This window comes from Thalassococcus lentus (assembly GCF_028023555.1).
Classification (GTDB): domain Bacteria; phylum Pseudomonadota; class Alphaproteobacteria; order Rhodobacterales; family Rhodobacteraceae; genus Thalassococcus_A; species Thalassococcus_A lentus.
Genome location: NZ_JAQIOY010000003.1, coordinates 312,226 through 334,939 on the forward strand (window position 1 = coordinate 312,226; position 22,714 = coordinate 334,939).

Here is a 22,714-nt window from a genome sequence, read left to right on the forward strand (position 1 = left end):
CAATGACCTACAAAGTCTATGGAATGGTTCAAAGCCGCGCTTTTCGCGTCTTGTGGTTGTTGGAAGAACTGGGATTGGACTACGAACATGTCCCGGCTGGTCCCCATTCTGCCGAGATAAAATCCGTCAGCGCTTTGGGCAAGGTGCCCGCTCTGGTCGACGGTGACACCGTGATAACCGATAGCTCCGCCATTCTGACCTATCTGGCCGACAAACATGGCGCGTTCACTGCACCGGCCGGTAGCAAAGCGCGCGCCCGTCAGGACAGCTGGACGTTTCGTATTCTGGACGAAATCGAAAGCCAGCTTTGGACCGCTTCCAAACACAGCTTTGTTTTGCCCGAAGCTGAACGAGTGGCAGAGGTCAAACCAAGCTGCAAAGCCGAATATGTCCGAAACCTTGAACGCATCATGGCGGAGCTGGAGGGCGACTACCTGATGGGTGACGCATTTTCGGTGCCGGACATCATCCTTGGCCACTGTGGTGGCTGGGCACGCAATGCCGGGTTCCCGGATGGTCCCGATGCATTTGGTGCCTACCTCAAACGGCTGCGCGCCCGCCCGGCTTTCCGCGCGGCGGTATCTGCCGGGCAAAAGGGCTGAATCTGGTCAGGATTTATCCGTCACGTTTTCCTTGAACGACTGTTCAAAGGCGGCTTGCTGATCCGCGTTGGCTTCGGTCTGATACTTGGCCTTCCACTCTGAGAAGGGCATCCCGTAGTAGATTTCACGGGCTTCCATCTTGTCCAGCGTAATGCCGTGATCCGCGGCGGCTTCCTGATACCAGCGGCTCAGGCAGTTCCGGCAAAAGCCAGCCAGATTCATCATGTCGATGTTCTGGGCATCAGGGCGTTCTTCGATCAGGTGTTTGCGAAGACGGCGGAAGGCTGCGGCTTCAATTTCGATGCGGGTTTGGTCGTCCATGGCATGCTCCTTCAGGCGGGAATGTGTGTTGCGGCCTTTTCAAGCAAAGGCGCCAATCGCTGGCCCCATTGCAATTGTGCCGTTTCAGTTTCGATCAGATCGTTTCGAATTTCGATCAGGGTATTGTTGCGACCATGCTGTAGTCCATGGCGATCGACGGCGTCCCCGGGCAGATGCCCGGGGTAGGGTTCGTTCCGGCCGACCACCAGATCCCGTTCGGCTTCCAGCAGTGCAATGAACGGGTCGGACAGACGTCGATCCCAGGCATGCAGAATGCCAATGTGCCACGGACGCGGCGGACGGCCACGCAATTGCCGGGTAAAGCTGTGGACGGCCACGATGGTCGTATCGCTGCGCCGGGCAGCCAGCTCTGCCAGCGCCGCGTGATATGGGCGGTGGTACGCGTTGAGCCTGCGTTCTTTTTCCGCGGCATCGGCATGTCGGTTGCCCGGTATGATCGAACCATCATAGAGCCGCATCAACACCGTCGGATCGTCTTCACCGCGATTGGGGTCAATCACGAGGCGTGAAAAGTTGGACAGAATGACGGGGGCATCCAGCGCTGCCCCCAATGCGCGGGCGACACCCGCAGCGCCGGGATCGTAGGCGATGTGCCGGGCCATATCGCGGGCTGGCAGCCCCAAATCACCGCCAAGATCGGGGGGCACCGCATTGGTTGCGTGATCGCATGTAATCAGCCATCGGCTCTGGCGTGACTGACCTTCGATGGTGTAGGGAGTAAACGTCATGTCCGTTTCATCTAATGCCTGCAACAGATAGGCAAGGCGAAAGCCAAAGGGAATTGCGGTCACCGAACCAACATGATAGCCACTCGATCAAACTGTTAACGCTAACACGACTAAACTCCGCCTGTTCGTTCGATCAGTGGATTATTTCAGGAGACCCAAAGATATGAAGCGCGACAGAAACGTAAAGATCGTTGCGACACTAGGCCCGGCATCATCCACATATGAAATGATCCGCGCTTTGCACGAAGCCGGCGCTGACGTCTTTCGTCTGAACATGAGCCACGGCAGCCACGAAGAGATCTCGGAACGTCACCAGATCATTCGTCAGGTGGAAAAAGACCTCGACAGCCCGATCGCCATTCTGGCTGACCTACAGGGCCCCAAGCTGCGCGTGGGCGTTTTTGCAAACGGCGAAGAAGAGCTGGAATGGGGTGAGCCATTCCGCATGGATCTGGACGAAACGCCGGGTGACAAAAAGCGCGTTTGCCTTCCACACCCAGAAATTTTTGCGGCGCTTGAACCGGGCGCGCACTTGCTTGTTAACGATGGGAAAATTCGTCTTCGTGTCGAAGAATGTGGCAACGACCACGCCAACTGTACGGTTGTGACCGGCGGAACTATTTCCAACCGCAAGGGTGTGAATGTGCCGGACGTTGTCCTGCCACTGGCCGCTCTGTCCGAAAAGGACCGCAGTGATCTTGAGTTCGTTTCGGCACTGGGCGTTGACTGGCTGGCCCTGTCTTTTGTGCAACGTGCAGCGGACGTTGAAGAAGCCCGTGCCCTTTGCGGTGGGCGTGCGGCAATCCTGTCGAAGATCGAAAAGCCTGCTGCCGTGCAGGCCTTTGAAGAAATTCTCGAAGCGTCTGACGGTATCATGGTCGCGCGGGGCGATCTGGGTGTCGAATTGCCGGTTCAGAATGTGCCTCCGATCCAGAAACGACTGGTTCGCAAGTGCCGTGCCGCCGCAAAGCCAGTGATCGTGGCGACTCAGATGCTCGAGTCGATGATCGAATCCCCGATGCCGACGCGTGCCGAAGTCTCAGATGTGGCGACCGCGATCTACGAAGGCGCTGATGCCATCATGCTTTCGGCTGAATCCGCAGCAGGTGACTATCCGGTCGAAGCGGTGACAACCATGGACAACGTGGCCCGCGAAGTCGAAAGCGACTCGACCTACACCGAGGTTCTCGAAGCGTCCCGGACGGCGAAACGCACAACCGTTGCCGACGGTATCGTGGCAGCGACGCGTGAAATTGCCGAAACGACGGACATCAAGGCGATTTGCTGCTTTACGTCTTCGGGCACGACCGCATCGCTGGTTGCTCGCGAACGCCCCCGCGTTCCGATCATTGCCATGACATCCTCGCGCGGGGTCGCGCGGCGTCTGTCTTTGACATGGGGTACGCTTTGCGTGATGACCGGTGAACTTGAGCGCTTTAAGCAGGCGGTTGTGAATGCGGCCCGTGCGGCGCGAAAGAATGAACTGGCCGATGAAAACGACCAGATCGTTGTGACCGCAGGCGTTCCATTCAATCAGCCGGGTACGACCAACATCCTGCGGGTTGCGCCCTGCGATGAACGTTTGATCTATCGCACCGATCCAGAGTAGCCTTTCCACGCAGCAGGCGCGGGGAGGTTTTGGTCGATGGACCCTGATACATCCATGGTTATTGGAATGGCGGTCGGTGTGTTGTCGATACCGGCGATTGTTTCAGCATTTGCAGACGGCCGCACGCCACGCGCAGCGGCCGTTTCGCTTGTGATTGCTGGGGGCCTGATGGTCTACGCGATCAACACCAAAGACGGGGGCTATCAGGTCCGTGATTTGCCCCGCGTGATCTACGGGGTTATCGGCGACATTATCTGATCCCGATCAAATCGAAATTGTTGTCCGCATTGGTGCTGTTCGGGCTTGCCAATGGCCCGTCATCTGCCTATACGGCGGCTCTCAACCGCGCTGCCGGCTCAAGTGGCATGCCGAGTCGCGCGATGTAGAAGGAGTCCGAAATGCCCAAGATGAAGACGAAATCGAGCGCGAAGAAGCGCTTCAAAGTGACAGCCACCGGCAAGGTGATGTCCGGTCAGGCAGGCAAGCGCCACGGCATGATCAAGCGTACCCGCAAATTCATCCGTGATGCACGCGGCACGACAACACTGTCGGAGCCTGATGCAAAGATCATCAAGGGCTTCATGCCCTACGACCGCTGATTAGGAGGAATACGAGATGTCCCGAGTAAAAGGCGGAACCGTCACGCACGCGCGTCACAAGAAAGTCATCAAGGCAGCCAAAGGGTATTACGGTCGTCGTAAGAACACCTTCAAGGTCGCCGCACAGGCCGTCGATAAGGCCAACCAGTACGCAACCCGCGACCGCAAGAACCGCAAGCGCAACTTCCGCGCTCTGTGGATCCAGCGTATCAACGCGGCAGTTCGTGCCCACGACGAAGCGCTGACATATTCGCGCTTCATCAACGGCCTGAACCTGGCTGGCATCGAAGTCGACCGTAAGGTTCTGGCTGATTTGGCTGTTCACGAGCCCGAAGCATTCGGTGCGATCGTTGAGCAGGCCAAAGGTGCTCTGGCTGCCTAAGCCAGACCCAACGCAGAATAGAAAAAGGCCCCCGCTGATATAGCGGGGGCCTTTTTTCTTGTCAGCACAATGCGGTCAATGCAGGCTTACGCCGTCGCTGCACCCAAGGCAGTGTCCATCAAGCCCTTGATCGTGCTGCGCCCTGTCTGGGCAACAATGCGCCCCAGTTCCTGATCGCCCTTCAGAACAACCAATGTCGACCGGCGCGGGATTTTCAGTGACTTGACCAAGTCCGACTTTCCGTAGGCGTCCCAGTCCACGTCGATAAAGACGATTTTCGATGCATAGTCGGGGTTTTCCTCAAGCAACGCGTTGATGACGCGTTCCTGTGCGGCGCAGGTGCTGCACCAGCTCGCTTTGAAATCCAGAAAAACTGTGTCTCCGGCCGCGAGATGCTTTTGCACCAAGCCCGGTGTGTAGTCCATTTTGGCAGCAAGAGCCGCCCGCGGCATGGCCAGACTTACCGCGCCAAGACCAGTGATATTCAGAAAAGTTCTGCGGTCCATAAGAGAGTTCCTCCGTGGTCAGGTTACAAGGATACTGAAAGATCGATCAGCCAGGCCGGTAGTGCGCCGACAAGCCAACCTTCGATGTAGTGATGCCAATTCAGCAGCAGGCCGGTCCCGACAAGGATAAATGTCAGTCCCAGCAGGGGCCGCGCCGTGATCGCCAGATTGCGCAGTCGCGCTGCATGTTTGCCGATGGTGCCTCGCGTGGCGTAGGCCAGCCCCAGGATCAGTGTGGAAACACCGGCCGCAAAGGCGATCATGATTGCCGTCACCCAGACAAGGCTTTCGCCTTGGCTGGCCAAAGCAATCGCACCGCCCAACGTTGGCCCGATGCAGGGGCTCCAGACGGCACCGAGAAGCAGGCCGCCGATGAATTGCCCCTTCAGGCCACCACGGTCAATGCCGTCCATACGGGCGTCTGCAAGGGCAGATAGGCCCGATGTCGCACTGGCCATAACCGCGCCCGCCTGCGGCAAAAGCAGGGCAATGCCGAAGAGCACCATGAGGCCGGCACCGATCTCAGAAACGGTGTCGATGTCCAATCCAATCGCATGCCCAAACGCCGTAACTCCGACGCCCAGCAAAACGAATGACAGGCTCATCCCGGCGGCCAGCATCAAAGGGCCGGACCGGCTGGCCTGAAAAGCCGAAGCAATCACAATCGGCAGGACCGGCACCACGCAGGGGTTGATCAGCGTCAGAAGGCCCGCGCCATATGCAAACAGCAATTCCATGCCCAATATGTGCCCCGCAACCGCGCAAACGTCACGCCACAATTCGCTGACACGAGGTCACGAGGTCGTAAGAAATGTAACAACCGGACTTACTCACAATGCCTGCCTCGGTCTCTATGCGCATCACGTTGCGTCGTCGTCTGTCAGTACATCTCGCAGCTCGATAGCCGCATCGCGGACAGCGTCTGGGTGGTCATCGTCGGTAGACACCTCAGTCAACATTTCAGCAAGCTTCTCTCTCAAGGCGGGCGGAATTGGTAGTGCGGAAAGTGTCTCCTTCGCAAGTCCGAATGCTTCGAGGTCTCCTTTGCCTGCCGCGTTCAGGGCCAAGTTCAAAAGCTCAGGTGCCCTTTCAAGCGCTTCGCGGATTTCTTTGGCCAGCACACTGTCGACTGTTGGCCCACCATCCCCTGGTTCAGGGGCATTAGGTTCAGGGTGGTTTGGCGGATTGTCACCTGAATTTGGCTTGTTTGGGGGATCCAGTGGTTCGCAGCCAGCTTCCAACAACATCAGGCGCATTGCTTCGATCCGACGTTTTGCTGTGCGGGCCATGATAGTTGAAGTGTCGGAAATCTGCTCTGACTGGTAAAGCCGTTCGGCGTTCTCGAAAAGACGGCACAGTTTACCGCAATCCGGTTTTTTGTTTTGTGCATGTTTCATCAACTGCGCATCATAGGCGTTGGCTCTGTAGAACAAGATTGCACCAATGGATGCTGTGGGTTGCGCCTCTGCACTGCCTTCCAGAGCACGTCCGGTATATTCGAGCGCTTTTTCATAGTCGCCTTTGTCAAGCGATATGCGCGCTAGGCGCAATGGAACAGCGTTTCCGCGTCGGTTTGGATCTTCGAGCCAATGGCGACCAATCCGTTCGAGGCTTTCAGTATCACTGCGTGCTTCGTACCATTCCAACTCAAGAGAGTAACCGCGTTCTTCATGCGGCATGCGATCGCGCAGTTCTTGCAGAAGTTCAAAGAAACGATCACGCTGATTGCTCTTATTGTAGTGATCGCACATGAACTGATAGTATCGCCAGTTGCGATACCCAACTGGAATAAGTCGGCCAATTTCTTCGAGGGATTGAACTAGTTCGGTTTCCCCGAGTTTTTCGGCGTAGTTCAGGGCATGGGCAAAGAGATCAACATTCGGGATCTTCTCTTGTCGCAACATAGTTTTGAAATTGGGGCCGTTGACAAGCATTGCAGTTTTGTCAATTCGCAGATCATCTATGCAAGAAACATCTAAAGACCGCTGCTGAACAAGACCGGCTAAGGCTACTTTCAGTCCTAATGTGAATTCGTCATTTTGACCCAATTGCGAGCAAAGGTTGAACCAATCGTCTGGATCGCCTGTGGTGAGGAGCTTGTGCGTCTCGGGATCGCGGAACTCCAGCGCTGCATTGACCAAAGATCTTGCTTCGGAACTTTTGCTTTGCAGAAACAGACGAGTAACTGTGCCGTGTAGCTCACCCGTACTTGGCTTGTCCGTCAAGATTCTCTTAGCATTGGCGTTGTCGACAATGGCTCCAAACTTGTTGTCGAGAAATTCACGCTGGTTGACGACGTCAAGCTGGATTTGTTCGATATCGTTCCGGATAACGATGGCGCTTTCTTGGATGGTTTTTTCTGAATCTGCCTGCAGCGTTTTCAAACTTTCTTTAACAAGAGTGTCGATGTCGTCGCGAAGTTTTGATTCAACTTGTTGAAATCGATCTTCTATTCCGTTGGAAGTTTCGCGTGTTTCCCTTCGAAACTCTTGAAACTGACCATCATAAGTTTCTAGCCGCTTCATACCCATTGCGGAGGCCAGATACGCTATACCACCTGCCGATACCGCAAGGAACAAAGTCATGAATTGGGGGAATGAGTTTCTGTCAGTTGGCGGGAGGGGCGGCGTATCTGATCCTGCCGAACCCGAACCAGATGGTGGTACTTGTCCGGTCAGAAACTCGTTGATCAGCGCAATTCCTCCGGGCTGAGAAGCAACCAGCCCAATTACTGCTGCGAGTCCCAGCAATACCAAAACAAAGATGGTCGAGATCGATGTCCAAGCACTTTGAAGGCGTCCTTCACCTCGAAATTTGCGGCCTTCCAATGAGGACAATCTTGTTTGAAGCCGCCGAAGCTCGGCCAAAGTAATATTTAAATCAGAATTATTTTCAGTCATGCCACAACTCGCGAATAAACGCTTAAGTTGAAACATGTTTTTGACACACCTGTAAAGTGTGTTCCGCGCTATAGCTGATTTCTTTAAGCCGCCAGTCCTTTGGAACCGAGGCTCAGGAATTTTTTGCGCCGGGCATCGACGAGGTCTTTGCCGTCCATGTTCTCGAGATCAGCCAGCATGGCTGCGATGCTGGCGCCGACGGCGGCGATGGCAGTCTGCCGGTCGCGGTGCGCACCGCCGAGCGGTTCGGGGATCACCCGGTCAGCAACGCCCAGTCTGTGCAGGTCCTGCGCCGTAAGCCTCAGAGCCTCGGCGGCTTCGCGCATTTTGTCCGAGTCTTTCCACAAAATGGATGCGCAACCTTCGGGGCTGATGACGGAATAGACAGAATGTTCGAGCATGGCGACGCGGTTGGCTGTCGCAAAGGCAACGGCCCCGCCTGAGCCACCCTCGCCGATGATAACAGTAATCAGTGGCACACCGACCTGCAGGCACTTTTCTGTGCTGCGGGCAATCGCTTCGGATTGGCCCCGCTCTTCAGCGCCTTTGCCTGGATAGGCGCCGGGGGTGTCGACCAGTGTCACAACCGGCAGGCCAAATTTGTCGGCCATCTCCATGAGGCGGATCGCCTTGCGGTAGCCTTCGGGGCGCGCCATGCCAAAGTTGCGTTCGATCCGGCTTTGGGTGTCGTTGCCTTTTTCATGTCCAATCACGACCACAGGGCGATCGCCGAGCCGGGCCAAACCGCCCATGACGGCGTGATCATCGCCAAAGGCCCGGTCACCGGCCAAAGGCATGTATTCGGTAAACAACGCGTCGATGTAGTCACGGCAATGGGGACGGTCGGGATGTCGCGCAACCTGACACTTTCGCCATGGCGTTAGCTTGGCGTAGAGGTCCTTGAGCAAAGCATCTGCCTTAACGTCCAGCGCTTTGGCTTCATCTTCAATGTCCATGTCCTCGTTTTCACGCGCCATGGCGCGTAACTCTTCGGCTTTGCCTTCAATCTCAGCGAGGGGTTTTTCGAAGTCGAGGTAGTGGGTCATCGGACTCTCCGCAGATGGTCTAGCGCTATATGGCGTGCCATTCGCACGGATGCAACAAAGCAAGGTGCCTTGGGGGCAATTGTGGCGCGCTTATCCGAACAAAACGGGCAGCATCGATGCGATCAGCAGGATTGCCATTGTCCAGTTGAAAGCCTGCAATCGTTTGGGATTGGCCAGCAGTCGGCGTACCGCCGTGCCGAGTGACGTCCATGAAAAGGCAGAGACCAGCCCGATTGCGGCAAAGGTTCCTGAGACAATCAAAACGGCTGGTAAATCACGGCTGGCCGCATAAAGCGTGATTGCGCCCAGTGCCATCGACCATGCTTTTGGGTTGACCCATTGAAAGGCGGAGGCCTGCAAAAAGGTCAGTGGTTTTGCGTCAACTTTTGCTTCTTTCGGCGCGGAGGCGTTTGCGATCTTCCACGCCAGCCAAAGAATATAGGCGACCGAGAGCGCTTTGAGGATCATGTAACTTGGCGGCCAAAGGTCAAACAATTGCATGATCCCGAGACCGACGGGAATGATCATGATTGGAAAGCCAAAGGCCACACCCAAAAGATGGGGAACAGATCGCCGGATGCCAAAGTTAGCACCCGATGCCATCAGCATCAGATTGTTGGGTCCGGGCGTGAACAGGGTCGACGCCGCAAACAGGGCAAGGGCAAGAAAGATTTCGAGTGTCATTTGCGCACATTTTCACGATCTGGATGACCAGATATTGCAATTTATGCCAAAATATCTGAAATAATGGTGAATATGACTGAAATTGACGCCATAGATCGCAAGATATTGCGAGAGCTTTCTCGCGATGGCAGGATCAGCAATCTGGCGCTTGCCGAACGGGTGGGGATGTCGCCATCTGCCTGCCTTCGGCGCACGGCTGCCTTGGAAAAGTCAGGGGCCATCAGCGGGTACCGCGCAGTTCTCAATCCGGAAAAAACCGGGGTCGGCTTTGTGGCCTATGTGACTGTTGGATTGAACCAGCACACCAAGATTGCGCAGGAGGCATTTGAACGCGCGATGGCGCAGGCCCCTGAAGTGCGCGAATGCCACAACATAACCGGAGCCGTGGAGTATCTTTTGCGGGTCGAGGCGTCGGATCTGAGCGCCTACAAGCATTTTCACACAGAGGTTCTGGGTGCTTTGCCACAGGTCAACACGATCACAAGTTATGTGGTTATGGGTAGCCCAAAGGACGAAAGGGGCTAGAGCCTTTGGGCTGTGAGCCCTTGGCCGATACAGGGCGTTCTTGGGTGGCAACGAAAGACGCAGGCCGGATGGCCTGCGTTCTGGTCTTGTCCATTCAGTGCGGTTCAGCGGTCTGCGATCATCTCGGACTGGCGAACGATCACTTCGGCTTGCTTGATGCTGGCAATGTCCACCAGACGCCCCTTGTAGACTGTCGCGCCTTCACCATTGGCTTTGGCCTGTTCCATCGCGGCCAGAATTTCACGCGCTTCGCGCACAGCGTCCTCGGATGGCGTGAACACTTCGTTTGAAAGCGCAATCTGCTTGGGGTGAATTGCCCATTTGCCTACCATGCCGAGCGTCGCCGACCGGCGGGCCTGAGCGCGGAATCCTTCGTCGTCGGAAAAGTCACCGAACGGCCCATCGACCGGCAGCACACCGTGGGTCCGGCATGCGGCGACAATCGCTGTCTGTGCCCAGTGCCAGGGGTCAGACCAGTGTTTCTGACCGTCCTGAAGCATGTAGTAGTTTTCCTGCGTGCCACCGATGCCCGTGGTCTGCATGCCCATCGAGGCGGCGAAATCCGCGGCGCCCAGGCTCATGGCTGCGAGGCGGGGTGTGGCGGCGGCGATTTGTTCAACATGGGCGATGCCGGCCGCGCTTTCGATGATGACTTCAAAGGCGATCCGCTTGGAGCGGCCCTTTGCGGCTTCAATCGCCGTGACCAGCGCGTCTACGGCATACAAATCTTCGGCGCAGCCGACCTTGGGAATCATGATCTGGTCCAGCCGGTCCGAGGCTTGTTCGAGCAGGTCCACCACATCGCGGTACCAGTAGGGTGTATCCAGCCCGTTGATCCGTACGGACAAGGTCTTGTTGCCCCAGTCGATGTCACCGATCGCCTCTATGGCCAGCTTGCGAGCGCTATCCTTGTCGCTGGGGGCGACAGAGTCCTCAAGGTCGATGTTGATCACATCCGCGGCTGAAGCGGCCATCTTGGGTGGCAGTTTGGTGTTGGAGGCAGGACCAAAGAGCTGGCAACGGTTCGGACGGGATGGCGGTGTCGGCTGAAGACGAAAGGACATTTGGCGCAGACCTTGTTGAAAGGATATTTCGTTTGACTCGCTCGCAGAGTTATTAAACTGCGCAATGCTGCGCAAGCGAAAACCGCTGCGATGCAGAAACTCAGGAATTGAAGATTGTCTGGGTTTTGGTGGTGTGCGTGGGAATAAATCCCGAAAAAATCCGAAATACGAAAGAATCTTCGAAGAATGCGTCACGCCTGCGTCATTTTAAGAGCATATTGCGTGATGTCAGCAGCATTCTTGGCGCCAAAGAGACCTGGAGCCTGCCATGATTCAAACACCGTATTTGTTGTTCCTCGGGGATGCCCCGGATGCGCTGAGCGCCAAAGTTGCCCAAGGCATCAAGGACTGGCGTCCCGATAACTGTGTGGGCCAGTACCGCATGGAGGGCTGCAACGCCGATCTCGGCCTGACCGACATGACTTTGGAACAGGCCCGCGAAGCCGGGGCTAAGACCTTGGTGATCGGGGTCGCCAATCGTGGCGGCGTTATTTCGCAAAGCTGGAAAAAGGTGCTGGTGCAGGCCCTTGAGGAAGGCTTTGATCTGGCGTCCGGATTGCACAACCTTCTTCGGGACGAGCCCGATCTGGCGGCTGTGGCGGCTGCAACCGGACAATCGCTGCACGATGTGCGCGTTCCGGAGGTCGATTATCCCATTGCCAATGGTGTTCCGCGCAAGGGCAAACGCGTTCTGGCTGTCGGAACTGATTGCTCGGTAGGCAAAATGTACACCGCCCTTGCACTCGATTCCGCCATGCGGGACGCGGGTATGAAGAGCACATTCCGCGCGACCGGCCAGACCGGCATTCTGATTACCGGTGATGGTGTCCCGCTGGATGCTGTGGTTGCGGATTTCATGGCCGGTGCCGTCGAATGGCTGACGCCGGACAACGACGATGATCACTGGGATATCATCGAAGGACAGGGCAGTCTGTTCCACGTGTCGTTCTCGGGCGTCACAATGGCCTTGATACATGGCGGACAACCGGATGCACTGATCCTGTGCCATGAACCGACGCGCACACATATGCGCGGGCTGCCGGGATATGGATTGCCCAGTATCGAGGATGTGCGCGACCTTGCATTGCGTCTGTCTCAGGTCGCAAACCCTGCATGCAAGGTTGTTGGTGTATCCATCAACACGCAGCACATGGGCGAGGCAGAGGCGGCATCCTATTGTCAGGACGTCGAAGCCCGGCTTGGCCTGCCGACGGTTGATCCGTTCCGGCATGGTGCCGCGCGACTGGCGCAGGCTTTGGCGGAAGTCTAGAACGACGGCCGCCGCTCGGCGCGTTGCGCCGTCGCCCCGCCCGCCGTCCCGCGATGCGTGCGGCTGATCAATGTTGTGTGGCAGGCCAGCGTCGCTTAGGCCTGTCGCAAAGGGAACGATTAGAGTGAGGCATTCATGACCATTGCTGTGGACCGCGACGTATTTCGCCTGGCCAAGACCTTTACGATTTCGCGCGGCTCCCGGACCGAGGCCCATGTTCTGACTGTCCGGATCATGCGGGATGATGTGATCGGTTGCGGAGAATGCGTTCCCTATGCCCGTTACGGTGAAACCGTTGAAAGCGTCGAAGCCCAGATCCTGAGTTTGCCCTGCGGCATTTCCCGGCAGGACCTGCAATCGGCGCTTCCGCCGGGTGCGGCGCGCAACGCCGTTGACTGCGCATTGTGGGACATCGAGGCAAAGCTTTCGGGACGCAGGGTGTGGGAATTGGCCGGACTGCCCAAGCCGCGCCCCGAAGTGACCGCTTATACGCTGTCGCTGGACACCCCCGAGGCAATGCTGGCGCAAGCCCGAGACAATGCCGAACGGCCTCTGCTGAAAATCAAGCTTGGCACACCGGATGACATGCCGCGGTTGGAGGCTGTCCGGAAAGGCGCACCCAAATCGCAGATCATTGTTGATGCCAACGAAGGGTGGACGGCTGAAATCTATGCCGATCTGGCCCCGCACCTGCAGCGTCTTGGCGTCGCCTTGGTCGAGCAACCGCTGCCTGCGGGCGAAGACGACGCGCTGATGGGTGTTCATCGCCCAGTCCCGCTCTGCGCGGATGAAAGCTGTCATGACCGGGACAGTTTGCCCGAGCTCAATGGCAAATATGACATGGTGAACATCAAGCTCGACAAAACCGGTGGCTTGACTGAGGCGCTCGCGCTCAAGGCGGCTGCCTTGCAGCAGAGCTATCAAGTCATGGTTGGTTGCATGGTCGGATCATCGTTGGCCATGGCTCCGGCTGTGCTGCTGGCACAGGGTGCTGACTATACCGATCTCGACGGTCCGCTGCTGTTGGCAGAGGATCGCGGAACCCCGCTGATCTATGATGATGCCGGCGTTCATCCGCCCCAAGCATCGCTCTGGGGCTGATCCGTCCTATTGACCTGCCCGGCAGCCTGTGTACGACAGAACCACAGCACCGAGAGAGGACCGCGCCATGACCCGCACCGTTTACGTCAACGGAGAATACCTGCCTGAAAACGAAGCCAAGATCAGCATCTTCGATCGGGCCTTTCTGATGGCAGACGGTGTCTACGAAGTGACCTCTGTTCTGGATGGCAAGCTGATCGACTTTGAAGGCCACCGTGTCCGGCTCGAACGCAGTTTGCGTGAACTGGATATGCCAAAGCCCGAAGCCTTTGACGATCTGCTGGAAATCCATCGCGAATTGGTGCGCATCAACGACATCGAAGAGGGTATGATCTATCTGCAGATCACCCGTGGCGCCCCGGATGATCGTGACTTCGTGTTCCCTGATCCGGAAACGACACCAGCCACGCTGGTCCTGTTCACCCAGAACAAGCCCGGGCTTGCAAATAACCCAACGGCTCAGAAAGGCATCAAGGTTATCTCGATCGAAGATGCACGCTGGGGGCGTCGCGATATCAAGACTGTTCAGCTCTTGTATCCGTCGATGGGCAAGATGATGGCCAAGAAGGCTGGTGCCGATGATGCCTGGATGGTTCAGGACGGATTCGTCACCGAAGGCACAAGCAACAACGCCTATTTCATCAAGGGCAACACCATCGTGACCCGTGCGCTCAGCAACGATATTCTGCATGGGATCACCCGGGCGGCAGTTTTGCGTTTTGCGGCCGAAGCGCAGATGCAGGTGGAAGAGCGGAACTTCACCATCGAAGAGGCCAAACAGGCGGACGAAGCCTTCATCACGTCGGCCAGTACGTTCGTGATGCCCGTGGTTGACATCGACGGCACGGCCATCGGGACAGGCAAGCCGGGCAATCGCGCGCTGCGGCTCAGAGAGATCTATCTGGAAGAAAGCCGCAAAGCAGCCGTGTAAGGCGCGCCGATGCGCGACTTCTTCGCCATTGTAGCCATCCTGTTCGCAGTCATTACACTGGGTGTCTTTCAGGTGCCCGACAAGAATGCCTTGGTTTCAGCGGGGATCAGGGCGGAAGCCGAAGCTGCGCTGTACCAGCAGCGGCACCCGATTTCGGTCGAGGTTGAGGGCAGGGTCATTACGGCATCCGGACGCGTCGAAAGCGATGACGAGGCTCGGGCCGTGGTGGCCAAATTGGGCAGTCTGGAAGGCGTTGACGCGGTTGTGAGCAAGTTGGATGTTTTGCCGCGTGTCGCGCCCTTTTTGCTGAAGATCGATAAGGACAGCGACGATATTTCCCTAAATGGGCATGTGCCTGTGCAGGCCTTAAACGCGACGTTGTCCAAACATCTTGAGACCGACGTGGATTTGCCGACCGCGACGGGTGCGCCTGATCTGGCTTGGGTTCCAGTGGCCGAGCGCGGCGCTGAGGCGCTGGGTCTGCTGTTGAAGGGTGAAATGCGGCTCGAGGACAGGGTGTTTCAGCTGACCGGTACGGCACATTTGCCCGCGCATCTGGAACAGGTTGAGACCATCTTGGCGGACCTGCCTGACGACTATAGCGTCAGCCTCAGCATCGATGTGCTGGATGACGGATTGCCCTATTCGCTCTTCATGAATCGTGATCCGTATATGGGGTTGCGGGTGTCGGCTAAATTGCCGCCCAGCTTTGATGTGTCTTTGCTCGATGCGATTGGTGTTCCGCAGGATCAGACGATTGCGCTCGCGCCGTTGCCACTGAACCAGCCCGAGTTTGGGCTGGTCGCGGAACTGGCTATCGGGATCATGAAGGACCTGCCGCAGGGAACGGTCGGTGTGGGCCCGCGCGTGTTAAGTGTCCAAAGTGGCCCGGTCCCGGAGCAAATTGCGCAAAGTATTGAAGCGCTGCGTGCGGATCTGCCGCCGGGCTGGACGATGCAGCTTGCGCTGGTGCCCGAAGACAGCGGTGATCCCTTGGCATTGCGCGCCGAATGGAGCGGCGAAACGCTTGTTCTGACCGGCCGGGTGCCTTCTGATTTTGACGAAATCGCCTTGGCCCAAGACCTGAACGTCACACTGGCCAGCGCGCTGATCGAACGCAGCCCATATCCAGACCTCGATGGCTGGTCCGATAGTCACGGGCCGGGACTGCGTGCTTTGGTTCTTTTGCAGCAAGGCAGTTATGAGGCTGAAGGCGAGGCTAAAAAGCTGACTGGCATTGCCGCAGACCCACAGGCCCGCCGATTGGTAAGGCAGATGGCGCAAGGTGTTGAGTTGGGCCAACTGGACTTGAAAGACGACGGTTCGCCGGCTGTCTTTTCACTTCGATATGACGCAGCAACCGGCGCTGTTCTTGATGGAAAACTTCCCGCGGATTTGAGCCGCCAAGCCATCAGCGAGGCCATCGGCCTGCAAGCGTTGCGTGGCAATACCCGTATTGCACCGGACGGCAATGGATCAAAGGTGATCAGCTTGCTCAAGGCGCTTCAGCCTTGGTTGGCTGAAGTCGATGCCTTTTTGCTGGCCTTCGATCAGGGTTCGGTTCAGGCGCAGATCTTGGCAACACCGGGCAGCAACCCCGAACAGTTGCGAACGTCCATTGGGCGGCATGGAGCGCGGGTCACGCTAGAGGTTTTGCAATCGCCACCACCGACGTCTGGCACGATCCGAAATCACGTTGTGCTCGATCTGCCGCAGGTGGCGACTGACGGGTATTGGCTTCCATCGCTGGGCCTTCAGCCCGAGCGGGGGGTCTGTCTGGATGCGCTGCAAGGCGTGCCCGCTGTGCCATTTGTACCCGGCCGGACGACGTTCATGCTCGGAAGTGCAAGGCCGATTGCCCGGCTGGCGGCGGTCGCGCGCAGTTGCGTGAACGTTGGGGGCCTGACGCTGACCATTACGGCCGAAGCTGCCAGTGCAGAATTCGATGTGTTGAATCGTCAGTTGTCGCGCCGGCGGGCCGAGGCCCTGCGCGACGCGCTGATCGAACGGGGGGTTGCAGAACAAGGCCTTGTGGCACGGGGTTCTGAAACCGCCGATCAGGATCGGATACTCTACGCCTGGCAATAAAGGGCTGCGCGTTGCCCGGCCCAGAGTCCCGTCGCCAAACAGGCGTTCAGCAGGTAGCCCCCGGTGGGCGCATCCCAATCGATCATTTCCCCAGCGCAGAAAACGCCGGGCAAACCCTTAAGCATCAACGAGTCATCCAAAGCGGCCCAGCTTATACCGCCTGTCGTCGAAATCGCCTCATCCATCGGGCGCGGCCCCTTGTGCCGAACCTCAACGGATTTGATTTGCTGTGCCAAAGCTGCCGGATCGCCGGCCAGCGGGCGGGCGAATTCCATCAGTAGGGCGATTTGCGCTTTGCCCAGTTTGATCTGACGGCGCAAATGGTTGGACATACTGGTCTTGCCGCGCGGTTTTGCCAAACGTTCGGCCACTTGGTCTGTGTTAAGATCAGGACAGAGATCAACAAAGAGCATTTCATCCTTCCGCAGTGCCGCAGTCAGAGGATAGAGCCCACCGCCTTCCAACCCACGTTCTGAAATGATCGCTTCGCCTCTTGAGGTCATGCCTCCGGCAGTCCAACGGACTGCTTTGATCGGGGTGCCAAAATGCGGGCGCATGTGTTCGGACCAATCGACGATCAATCCGGCATTGGATGGGGCAAAAAGTTCCAGATCTATGCTCTTGTCGCGCAACAATGCGGTCCAGGCGCCATCGGATCCGAGTCGTGACCAACTTGCGCCGCCGAGCGCCAGAACAGTCGCGCAGGGATCAATTGTCTGAACACCGATCGGAGTGTCGAATTGAACCAGATCCCCGTCCCAACCTGTCCAACGCCAACGCGTTCGGCGTTCCAGCCCCAGCGCGTCTAACCTTTCGAGCCACGCGCGAAGCAAGGGCGAGGCCTTCATCTTTTTGGGAAACAGGCGTCCGGTTGAGCCGACAAACGTGTCTTGTCCCAAACCCTCGGCCCAGGCCTGAACCTGCTCAGGCGGGAATGCTTCCAGCATCGGCCCCAAGGATTTACCGGTTTCACCGTAGCTCGATAAAAAGGGTGACCGGTCCTGTATCTTGGTCAGGTTAAGCCCGGATTTTCCAGCCATCAGGAACTTGCGGCCAACCGATGGTTTGGCCTCGGCCAGAACAACCGGCACACCGGCACCAAGCAGCGCATCGGCGGCCATCAGACCGGCTGGGCCGCCCCCTATCACCAGCGCAGGTTTCATGGCGTGACGCCGGTCAGGCCATGGCCTGCTTCAACACTCATCAGCCTATATTTTCGGTTTTGGGCGTGCGCATTTCGATCACACGATGTGGATACGGGATTTCAATGCCATTGTCCTTGAGTGCGTTCCACACCAGAAACAGGACATCGGATGTGTATTTGTTTTTGCCGTCATCGAGCCCGTTCACCCAGAACTCAACCGCGAAATCCACGCCGCTGTCGCCAAGGCCGCGCAATTCACAATCGGGCGGATAGGGCTTCTGCAAAACCTCAGGGTGCTTGGAGACCGCCGCCTCGATGATATCGGGAACAAGGTTGATGTCGGTGTTGTAGCTGACAGAGAAGTCGACTTCGTATCGGTTTGCACTGCCTTGATCGGAATAGTTGACCACCCGGGTGGTGATGAAATCTTCGTTCGGGACCACGATCCAGCGACCGTCAAAGGTTTCGAGGATCATCGCACGCGCTGTCGTTTGGACGATCGTTCCGGCCTCGCCGTTGTCCAACTCGACAAAGTCGCCAACGGTCGCTTGCCCTTCGAGTAGAAGGATCACCCCGGAAATATAGTTCGATGCAATTTTTTGCAGACCGAAACCAAGGCCAACACCGATCGCACCGCTCAGCACGGCGAGCGAGGTCAGCGGTATGCCCATGATCGACATCAGCAACAGAAATGCGATGCCAAATATTCCGAGCTCAGCGGCCTTTTGGGCAAGCTGCCGTGTCGCCGGACGCATTTCTTCCTGACGACTGATATAGCTGCCGGTCTGGTCGTTCGACCAGCGACCCAACCAGAACAAGAGCGATCCGGCGATAACGCCGCGGATCAGGGCCATGACCGAAAAACTGATGTTGCCCAGCGAGATGGTCATTTCGTTCAGACGCGTGATGCTGTCGTCCAGAATGCCCAAGGTATAAAGCGCCATGATCGGCAGCAGAATGTAGCGACCGAGGACTTTCAGGAATGGCTCTGAAATGATTTCGCGGACCAGTATCCGGGCCGCGATGAACAGGAAAACGCGCTTTCCAAAGGCAATCACAGCGCCTGATCCAAACAGTGATCGCGTCACTTGTTCGCCGATGCCGGTAAAAATCCACGCGAGCAGTGGCAGCAGCAAAGGAACGAAAATCAGGACAAAGCGGCGGATCGTAGACAGAATAGAGGTGCTGGACGCATCGGGTGTCAGAATCCGTTCAAGTACCGGGCGCAGACGTTTGGTCAAAAGCCAGGCCAGAACGAAGGCCGCAAGCAGCAGCGCAAACTGAGACCAGGCAGCAGGCGAAAGCAGCCATCCGCTGGCCAGCTCCCAACCCTGAATGGCATAGCCCGCCGCGCGTTGAACAATTTCCGGCTGGCTGCTGAGATCCCAATCCATGTCGTACCCCTTTACTCTGCAAGCTTGATCATGGCGCAGATTTGTCCACAGTCATGCAACGTACAGGACCTGCCGACAAGAGGCGCCTTTGACCCCCGATCGCCAAGACGACCCTATTTGCCCGATCTGCCTGCGACCGATCCCGCCGCAGGCACGGCAAAGCTTGCATCATTTGGTTCCCAAATTGAAAGGCGGCAAGGGCGGCCCGGTCGTTCGGGTTCACCAGATTTGCCACAATGAAATCCACGCGCGCTTTACCGAGGCTGAGCTGGCGCGCGATCTGCATACGCCCGAGGCGCTGCGCGCGCATCCTGACATGGCGGGCTTTTTGAAGTGGATTTCGAAACGCCCCCCGACATTTCACGCCCGCAGCGCAGGCGGGCGTCGAAAACGGTGACGGATCGGCTTGGCACCGTTCGGACCGCATGGCTTGCGGCCCCTGCCGTGCCGGTCTAGCTTTCGCGCAACCAAATCTGGAGCCAGCCATGACCCATCGCTTTGATGTTCGTGTTTACTACGAAGACACAGACATGGCGGGTATCGTTTATCATGCGAATTACCTGAAATTCATCGAGCGGGCTCGCAGTGACTGGGTCAAGGATCAGGGATTGGATCAGAACGCCATGCGTGAAGAGGACGGCATCGTTTTTGTCGTGCGCCGCATTGAGGCTGACTATCTGGGCATGGCCAAATACGATGATGCATTGACCGTGAACACTACAGTCAAAAGCATGACCGGTGTGCGTTTGATCATGACCCAAGAGGTCATGCGCGGCGATGAATGCGTGTTTCGTGCCGAGGTCACTGCGGTCTGCGTCACGACAACCGGGATCCCCGCCCGCTTGCCAGAAGGGTTGCGCCGGCGGGTGCACTGATCGTTAGCCACCGTCGCTGAGGTTAAGGTTTTCGCGATCAATCAGGTATGGCAGCCGGCGCTGGGCCGCTTCGACCCGTCGGGTGTCGATTTCAGCCACAAGAATATCTGCCTCAGATCCGGCTTGCACGCCGTCTTGACCATCAGGCGTGGCAAGCACGCTTTCGCCCAGAAAGGTCATGCCATTTTGCGTGCCAGCCCAGTTTGCATAGGCCAGATATACGCCGTTTTCGAAGGCCCGTGTCGGCATCATCTTGCGCGCGACGCTTGGCCAGCCATTACCCAAAGCTGTCGGGACCAGAACCAATTGAGCGCCCAAACTGGCAACATGCCGAACCGTTTCAGGGAATTCGGCGTCATAACAGATCAGCGTTGCCATGCGCAGGCCGCCGAGCTCAAAAACAGAGCACCCGTGCCCGGGCGTGAAATACGATTGCTCGAAACCCGGTGGGATGGCCAGTTTGCGCTGGTGTGACAGCAGTCTGCCTTTCGGGCTGGTACAGGCCGTGGCGTTGAAAAGCGTACCATCGCAAAGCTCTGCAAAACCGTAGTGAATCGCGAGGCCAAAGTCCTTGGACAGTGCCGAAACCGCGTCAAAGGTCCTTCCGTTCAAGGGCTCGGCGCGACTGCGCAGGGCATCTCCGATGTTATATCCGCAGCCAAAAAGCTCGGGCAGCAAAAGCAGATCGGCACCCTGCTTCGTTGCCTGTACCAGCGCTGTACGCAGCCAGTCCAGCCGATCATCCAAGTCATCAAGTTCAGCCGGAGCCTGCCCAACAGCCAGACGAAACATGAATGCTAGCCCTCAGTAACCAGCAGTTCCCTTGGGTACTGCGTCAGATACTCATAGCCATTTTCAGTGACGACGATGCTATCGCCGATCCGGCCGGCCGTTTCGCCATCGATGGAAATGCCGCCATCTACGGCAAAAGTCATTCCCGGTTGCAAAACGGTAGTGTCACCGGCCTTCAACTCGGGCGCTTCGAGGTAGGCCACCCCGATGGAGCGTCCGGTACGATAGCCTGTTTCATAGCCCCGTTCAGCGTAGACGGCATTGGCGGCCTCGGCGATGTCCTGCGCCTGAACGCCCGGTTTGATCGCGGCAATCGCCGCTTGCTGCGCATCGATCGCCGCCTGCTGAACGCGGGCTGCCTCATCTGTTACGGCGCCAACGTGGAACATGCGGTCAAAACCAAGTTTGTATTGCTTGAACTGCGCCATGTTGCAAAAGCAGAAATAAACCGGATCGAACCGTTCATAGGCTTTGACCGAAGCACGCCTGTGAACCATCGACGCATCCCGACCGCTCTGCAAAATCTGTAGATTGTGTATCATTGGCGATACAAAACGTTCCCACCCGGTGTCTGTCAGAAAACCTGCCGCTGCCCGGGTTCCGGCGTTCACCACGGCCAATGCGCTTTCGTATTCCCGCGCACCTTCGCGCAGGGATTCATGCGCGGCCTTCATCATCGCCCCTGCGATTTGACCCGCTTGTTTCATGACGTCGATTTCCAACGGCGACTTGATCATGCGCTGGGCCCCGAGGACAGGACCGATGTCGCGCAATGGAACCTTTGGGTAACGTTCATCCAGATAGTTGCGCAAAATCGCGGGAACGTCCGACCTTTCGATCCAGATCGCTTCGGGTGTTTCGGGCAGGGCGCCAGACAGGGCACGGCCCCAAGTGCGCTGTCCGGCATCTTCCCAGGTGCGCACGTCTTCAACCCAGGTCATTTCCGAAACCATTTCACTTTCCATCAAAGGCGTGATGATCGTCGGCGCCTCGTCTGTAGACACAACCAACAGCGTCGGGCGCCCGAACTCGATCCCGAGATAACCCCAAAATCCCGCAAGATAGGCAATTGAGCTTTCCGAGGAAAAGACCGCGTGCCGGATCCCTTGTGCGCGCATTGCATCCTGCAGCGTTGCGGTTCTTTGCTTTGCCTCTTCCAGCATGTGTGCCCCCTGATCCTTGGAAAGTCTTTGTTGCTGTCCAATATGTTTGCTTGCGGGCCGGGCCGATATCCTCTTAGCGACAGGCACAGCATATTTGCGGCCAAACGCCGGAACAAACCGGTGATGCCCGCTTTGTTCCGGCAATCTTTCGCCCATACAGGCAAACATTGCGCGGATCGGCGCATTCTATTGGCGTTTCCCCTGAAAATCAGGTATCCAGAAGCTAAATTAAGCCCCGAAAGAGGGCACGGCAGGTGAAAGAGCAGATTTATGGAAGCAGAAACCCTAGCGCTCGCGCAGGAGATTGATTTCTCCCTGTGGGGGCTGTTCATGCGCGCAACCCTAACCGTCAAGCTGGTCATGCTCATGCTGATCGCGGCGTCGATCTGGGCTTGGGCGATTATCATCGATAAGCTGATCTCCTATCGCAAGGCGCGCAAAGAGTCGTCAGCCTTCGATCAGGCATTCTGGTCTGGCGAACCACTAGACGAATTGTTTGATCAGATCGGTCTGGAACCCAAGGGCCGATCCGAGCGTGTTTTCGTGGCTGGTATGATGGAATGGCGACGCTCGCATCGCGAAGATGGCGGGCTCATTCCCGGCGCGCAGGCCCGGATTGACCGCTCGATGGATGTCGCCATCCAGAAAGAAAGCGAAGAGTTGCAGAAAGGCCTGCCTGTCCTTGCAACCGTGGGATCGACTGCGCCGTTCATTGGCCTGTTCGGAACGGTTTTCGGGATCATGCACAGCTTTATCGAAATCGCCGAACAACAGAACACATCGCTAGTGGTCGTCGCGCCGGGTATCGCCGAGGCTCTGCTGGCAACCGGGCTGGGCCTTTTGGCTGCGATCCCGGCGGTCATCTACTACAACAAACTCTCTGCAGACAGCGATCGTATCATTGGCGGGTACGAAAGCTTTGCGGACGAGTTTTCAACCATCTTGTCGCGCCAGCTGGACGCCTGATCC

25 protein-coding genes are annotated in these 22,714 nt (G+C 57.3%); 13 read left to right on the forward strand and 12 right to left on the reverse strand.

Going from position 1 to position 22,714, the window contains the following annotated elements; all coding sequences use genetic code 11:
* The first annotated feature begins 2 nt into the window (after positions 1 to 2).
* Positions 3 to 602: a glutathione S-transferase family protein gene (locus PFY00_RS10535; RefSeq protein ID WP_271432515.1), complete on the forward strand. Its 600-nt coding sequence runs from the start codon at positions 3 to 5 to the stop codon at positions 600 to 602.
* A 6-nt stretch (positions 603 to 608) separates the two neighbouring features.
* Here PFY00_RS10535 and PFY00_RS10540 read toward each other — a convergent pair whose 3' ends face one another.
* Both PFY00_RS10540 and PFY00_RS10545 read right to left on the reverse strand, forming a co-directional pair.
* The gene (locus PFY00_RS10540) at positions 609 to 923 is read right to left on the reverse strand and encodes a DUF1244 domain-containing protein (RefSeq protein WP_271432516.1); all 315 of its coding nucleotides are present in this window, start codon (positions 921 to 923) and stop codon (positions 609 to 611) included.
* An 11-nt stretch (positions 924 to 934) separates the two neighbouring features.
* Positions 935 to 1,672: an N-formylglutamate amidohydrolase gene (locus PFY00_RS10545; protein WP_271432517.1), complete on the reverse strand. Its 738-nt coding sequence runs from the start codon at positions 1,670 to 1,672 to the stop codon at positions 935 to 937.
* A gap of 163 nt (positions 1,673 to 1,835) precedes the next feature.
* Here PFY00_RS10545 and pyk point away from each other — a divergent pair, with 163 nt between their 5' ends.
* The 4 genes from pyk (at position 1,836) to rplT (ending at position 4,262) form a co-directional block, all read left to right on the forward strand.
* Positions 1,836 to 3,281 carry a pyruvate kinase gene (pyk, locus tag PFY00_RS10550; RefSeq protein ID WP_271432518.1) on the forward strand — a complete coding sequence of 482 codons (1,446 nt, stop codon included), beginning with the start codon at positions 1,836 to 1,838 and terminating at the stop codon, positions 3,279 to 3,281.
* 36 nt (positions 3,282 to 3,317) lie between these two features.
* Positions 3,318 to 3,539: a hypothetical protein gene (locus PFY00_RS10555; protein ID WP_271432519.1), complete on the forward strand. Its 222-nt coding sequence runs from the start codon at positions 3,318 to 3,320 to the stop codon at positions 3,537 to 3,539.
* A 140-nt stretch (positions 3,540 to 3,679) separates the two neighbouring features.
* A complete protein-coding gene (rpmI, locus tag PFY00_RS10560) occupies positions 3,680 to 3,880 on the forward strand; it encodes a 50S ribosomal protein L35 (protein WP_271432520.1) in 201 nt (66 codons plus the stop codon).
* 16 nt (positions 3,881 to 3,896) lie between these two features.
* A complete protein-coding gene (gene rplT, locus PFY00_RS10565) occupies positions 3,897 to 4,262 on the forward strand; it encodes a 50S ribosomal protein L20 (RefSeq protein ID WP_271432521.1) in 366 nt (121 codons plus the stop codon).
* Between the two features lie 86 nt (positions 4,263 to 4,348).
* Here rplT and PFY00_RS10570 read toward each other — a convergent pair whose 3' ends face one another.
* The 5 genes from PFY00_RS10570 to PFY00_RS10590 all read right to left on the reverse strand — a co-directional run bounded on the left by PFY00_RS10570 (position 4,349) and on the right by PFY00_RS10590 (position 9,398).
* Positions 4,349 to 4,768 carry a thioredoxin family protein gene (locus PFY00_RS10570; protein WP_271432522.1) on the reverse strand — a complete coding sequence of 140 codons (420 nt, stop codon included), beginning with the start codon at positions 4,766 to 4,768 and terminating at the stop codon, positions 4,349 to 4,351.
* A 23-nt stretch (positions 4,769 to 4,791) separates the two neighbouring features.
* Entirely contained in the window at positions 4,792 to 5,505 is a 714-nt protein-coding gene (locus PFY00_RS10575) for a cytochrome c biogenesis CcdA family protein (RefSeq protein WP_271432523.1), read from the reverse strand.
* A 123-nt stretch (positions 5,506 to 5,628) separates the two neighbouring features.
* Positions 5,629 to 7,668, reverse strand: a complete 2,040-nt coding sequence (locus tag PFY00_RS10580) for a hypothetical protein (protein ID WP_271432524.1) — start codon at positions 7,666 to 7,668, stop codon at positions 5,629 to 5,631.
* Between the two features lie 83 nt (positions 7,669 to 7,751).
* Positions 7,752 to 8,714, reverse strand: coding sequence for an acetyl-CoA carboxylase carboxyltransferase subunit alpha (locus tag PFY00_RS10585; RefSeq protein ID WP_271432525.1), 963 nt, complete (start codon positions 8,712 to 8,714; stop codon positions 7,752 to 7,754).
* Between the two features lie 90 nt (positions 8,715 to 8,804).
* Positions 8,805 to 9,398, reverse strand: a complete 594-nt coding sequence (locus tag PFY00_RS10590; RefSeq protein WP_271432526.1) for a LysE family translocator — start codon at positions 9,396 to 9,398, stop codon at positions 8,805 to 8,807.
* Between the two features lie 72 nt (positions 9,399 to 9,470).
* On the opposite strand from PFY00_RS10590, the gene PFY00_RS10595 reads away from it, so the two are divergent.
* The gene (locus PFY00_RS10595; RefSeq protein ID WP_271432527.1) at positions 9,471 to 9,923 is read left to right on the forward strand and encodes an Lrp/AsnC family transcriptional regulator; all 453 of its coding nucleotides are present in this window, start codon (positions 9,471 to 9,473) and stop codon (positions 9,921 to 9,923) included.
* Between the two features lie 104 nt (positions 9,924 to 10,027).
* On the opposite strand, the gene PFY00_RS10600 is transcribed toward PFY00_RS10595, so the two are convergent.
* Positions 10,028 to 10,987, reverse strand: coding sequence for an L-malyl-CoA/beta-methylmalyl-CoA lyase (locus PFY00_RS10600; protein WP_271432528.1), 960 nt, complete (start codon positions 10,985 to 10,987; stop codon positions 10,028 to 10,030).
* 268 nt (positions 10,988 to 11,255) lie between these two features.
* Here PFY00_RS10600 and dgcN point away from each other — a divergent pair, with 268 nt between their 5' ends.
* The 4 genes from dgcN to PFY00_RS10620 all read left to right on the forward strand — a co-directional run bounded on the left by dgcN (position 11,256) and on the right by PFY00_RS10620 (position 16,377).
* Positions 11,256 to 12,257: an N-acetyltransferase DgcN gene (dgcN, locus tag PFY00_RS10605; RefSeq protein ID WP_271432529.1), complete on the forward strand. Its 1,002-nt coding sequence runs from the start codon at positions 11,256 to 11,258 to the stop codon at positions 12,255 to 12,257.
* 135 nt (positions 12,258 to 12,392) lie between these two features.
* Entirely contained in the window at positions 12,393 to 13,358 is a 966-nt protein-coding gene (gene dgcA / locus PFY00_RS10610; protein WP_271432530.1) for an N-acetyl-D-Glu racemase DgcA, read from the forward strand.
* A gap of 67 nt (positions 13,359 to 13,425) precedes the next feature.
* Complete coding sequence (locus PFY00_RS10615; protein WP_271432531.1) at positions 13,426 to 14,289, forward strand: D-amino-acid transaminase; 864 nt, start codon at positions 13,426 to 13,428, stop codon at positions 14,287 to 14,289.
* A 9-nt stretch (positions 14,290 to 14,298) separates the two neighbouring features.
* Positions 14,299 to 16,377, forward strand: coding sequence for a BON domain-containing protein (locus tag PFY00_RS10620; protein ID WP_271432532.1), 2,079 nt, complete (start codon positions 14,299 to 14,301; stop codon positions 16,375 to 16,377).
* Here PFY00_RS10620 and PFY00_RS10625 read toward each other — a convergent pair.
* Entirely contained in the window at positions 16,362 to 17,540 is a 1,179-nt protein-coding gene (locus PFY00_RS10625) for a TIGR03862 family flavoprotein (protein WP_271432533.1), read from the reverse strand. The two genes, PFY00_RS10620 and PFY00_RS10625, sit on opposite strands and share 16 nt — an antisense overlap.
* 40 nt (positions 17,541 to 17,580) lie before the next feature.
* Positions 17,581 to 18,915, reverse strand: coding sequence for a mechanosensitive ion channel family protein (locus tag PFY00_RS10630; protein WP_271432534.1), 1,335 nt, complete (start codon positions 18,913 to 18,915; stop codon positions 17,581 to 17,583).
* An 88-nt stretch (positions 18,916 to 19,003) separates the two neighbouring features.
* On the opposite strand from PFY00_RS10630, the gene PFY00_RS10635 reads away from it, so the two are divergent.
* Both PFY00_RS10635 and ybgC read left to right on the forward strand, forming a co-directional pair.
* Complete coding sequence (locus PFY00_RS10635; protein ID WP_271432535.1) at positions 19,004 to 19,312, forward strand: HNH endonuclease family protein; 309 nt, start codon at positions 19,004 to 19,006, stop codon at positions 19,310 to 19,312.
* Between the two features lie 88 nt (positions 19,313 to 19,400).
* The gene (ybgC, locus tag PFY00_RS10640; protein ID WP_271432536.1) at positions 19,401 to 19,790 is read left to right on the forward strand and encodes a tol-pal system-associated acyl-CoA thioesterase; all 390 of its coding nucleotides are present in this window, start codon (positions 19,401 to 19,403) and stop codon (positions 19,788 to 19,790) included.
* A gap of 3 nt (positions 19,791 to 19,793) precedes the next feature.
* Here ybgC and PFY00_RS10645 read toward each other — a convergent pair whose 3' ends face one another.
* Positions 19,794 to 20,582, reverse strand: coding sequence for a carbon-nitrogen hydrolase family protein (locus PFY00_RS10645; protein WP_271432537.1), 789 nt, complete (start codon positions 20,580 to 20,582; stop codon positions 19,794 to 19,796).
* 5 nt (positions 20,583 to 20,587) lie between these two features.
* On the reverse strand, positions 20,588 to 21,745 hold the full coding sequence (locus PFY00_RS10650; protein WP_271432538.1) for a M24 family metallopeptidase: 1,158 nt from the start codon (positions 21,743 to 21,745) through the stop codon (positions 20,588 to 20,590).
* Positions 21,746 to 22,015: 270 nt separating this feature from the next.
* Between PFY00_RS10650 and tolQ the strand changes: the two genes are divergently transcribed.
* Positions 22,016 to 22,711, forward strand: a complete 696-nt coding sequence (gene tolQ / locus PFY00_RS10655; RefSeq protein WP_271432539.1) for a protein TolQ — start codon at positions 22,016 to 22,018, stop codon at positions 22,709 to 22,711.
* Positions 22,712 to 22,714: the final 3 nt, after the last annotated feature.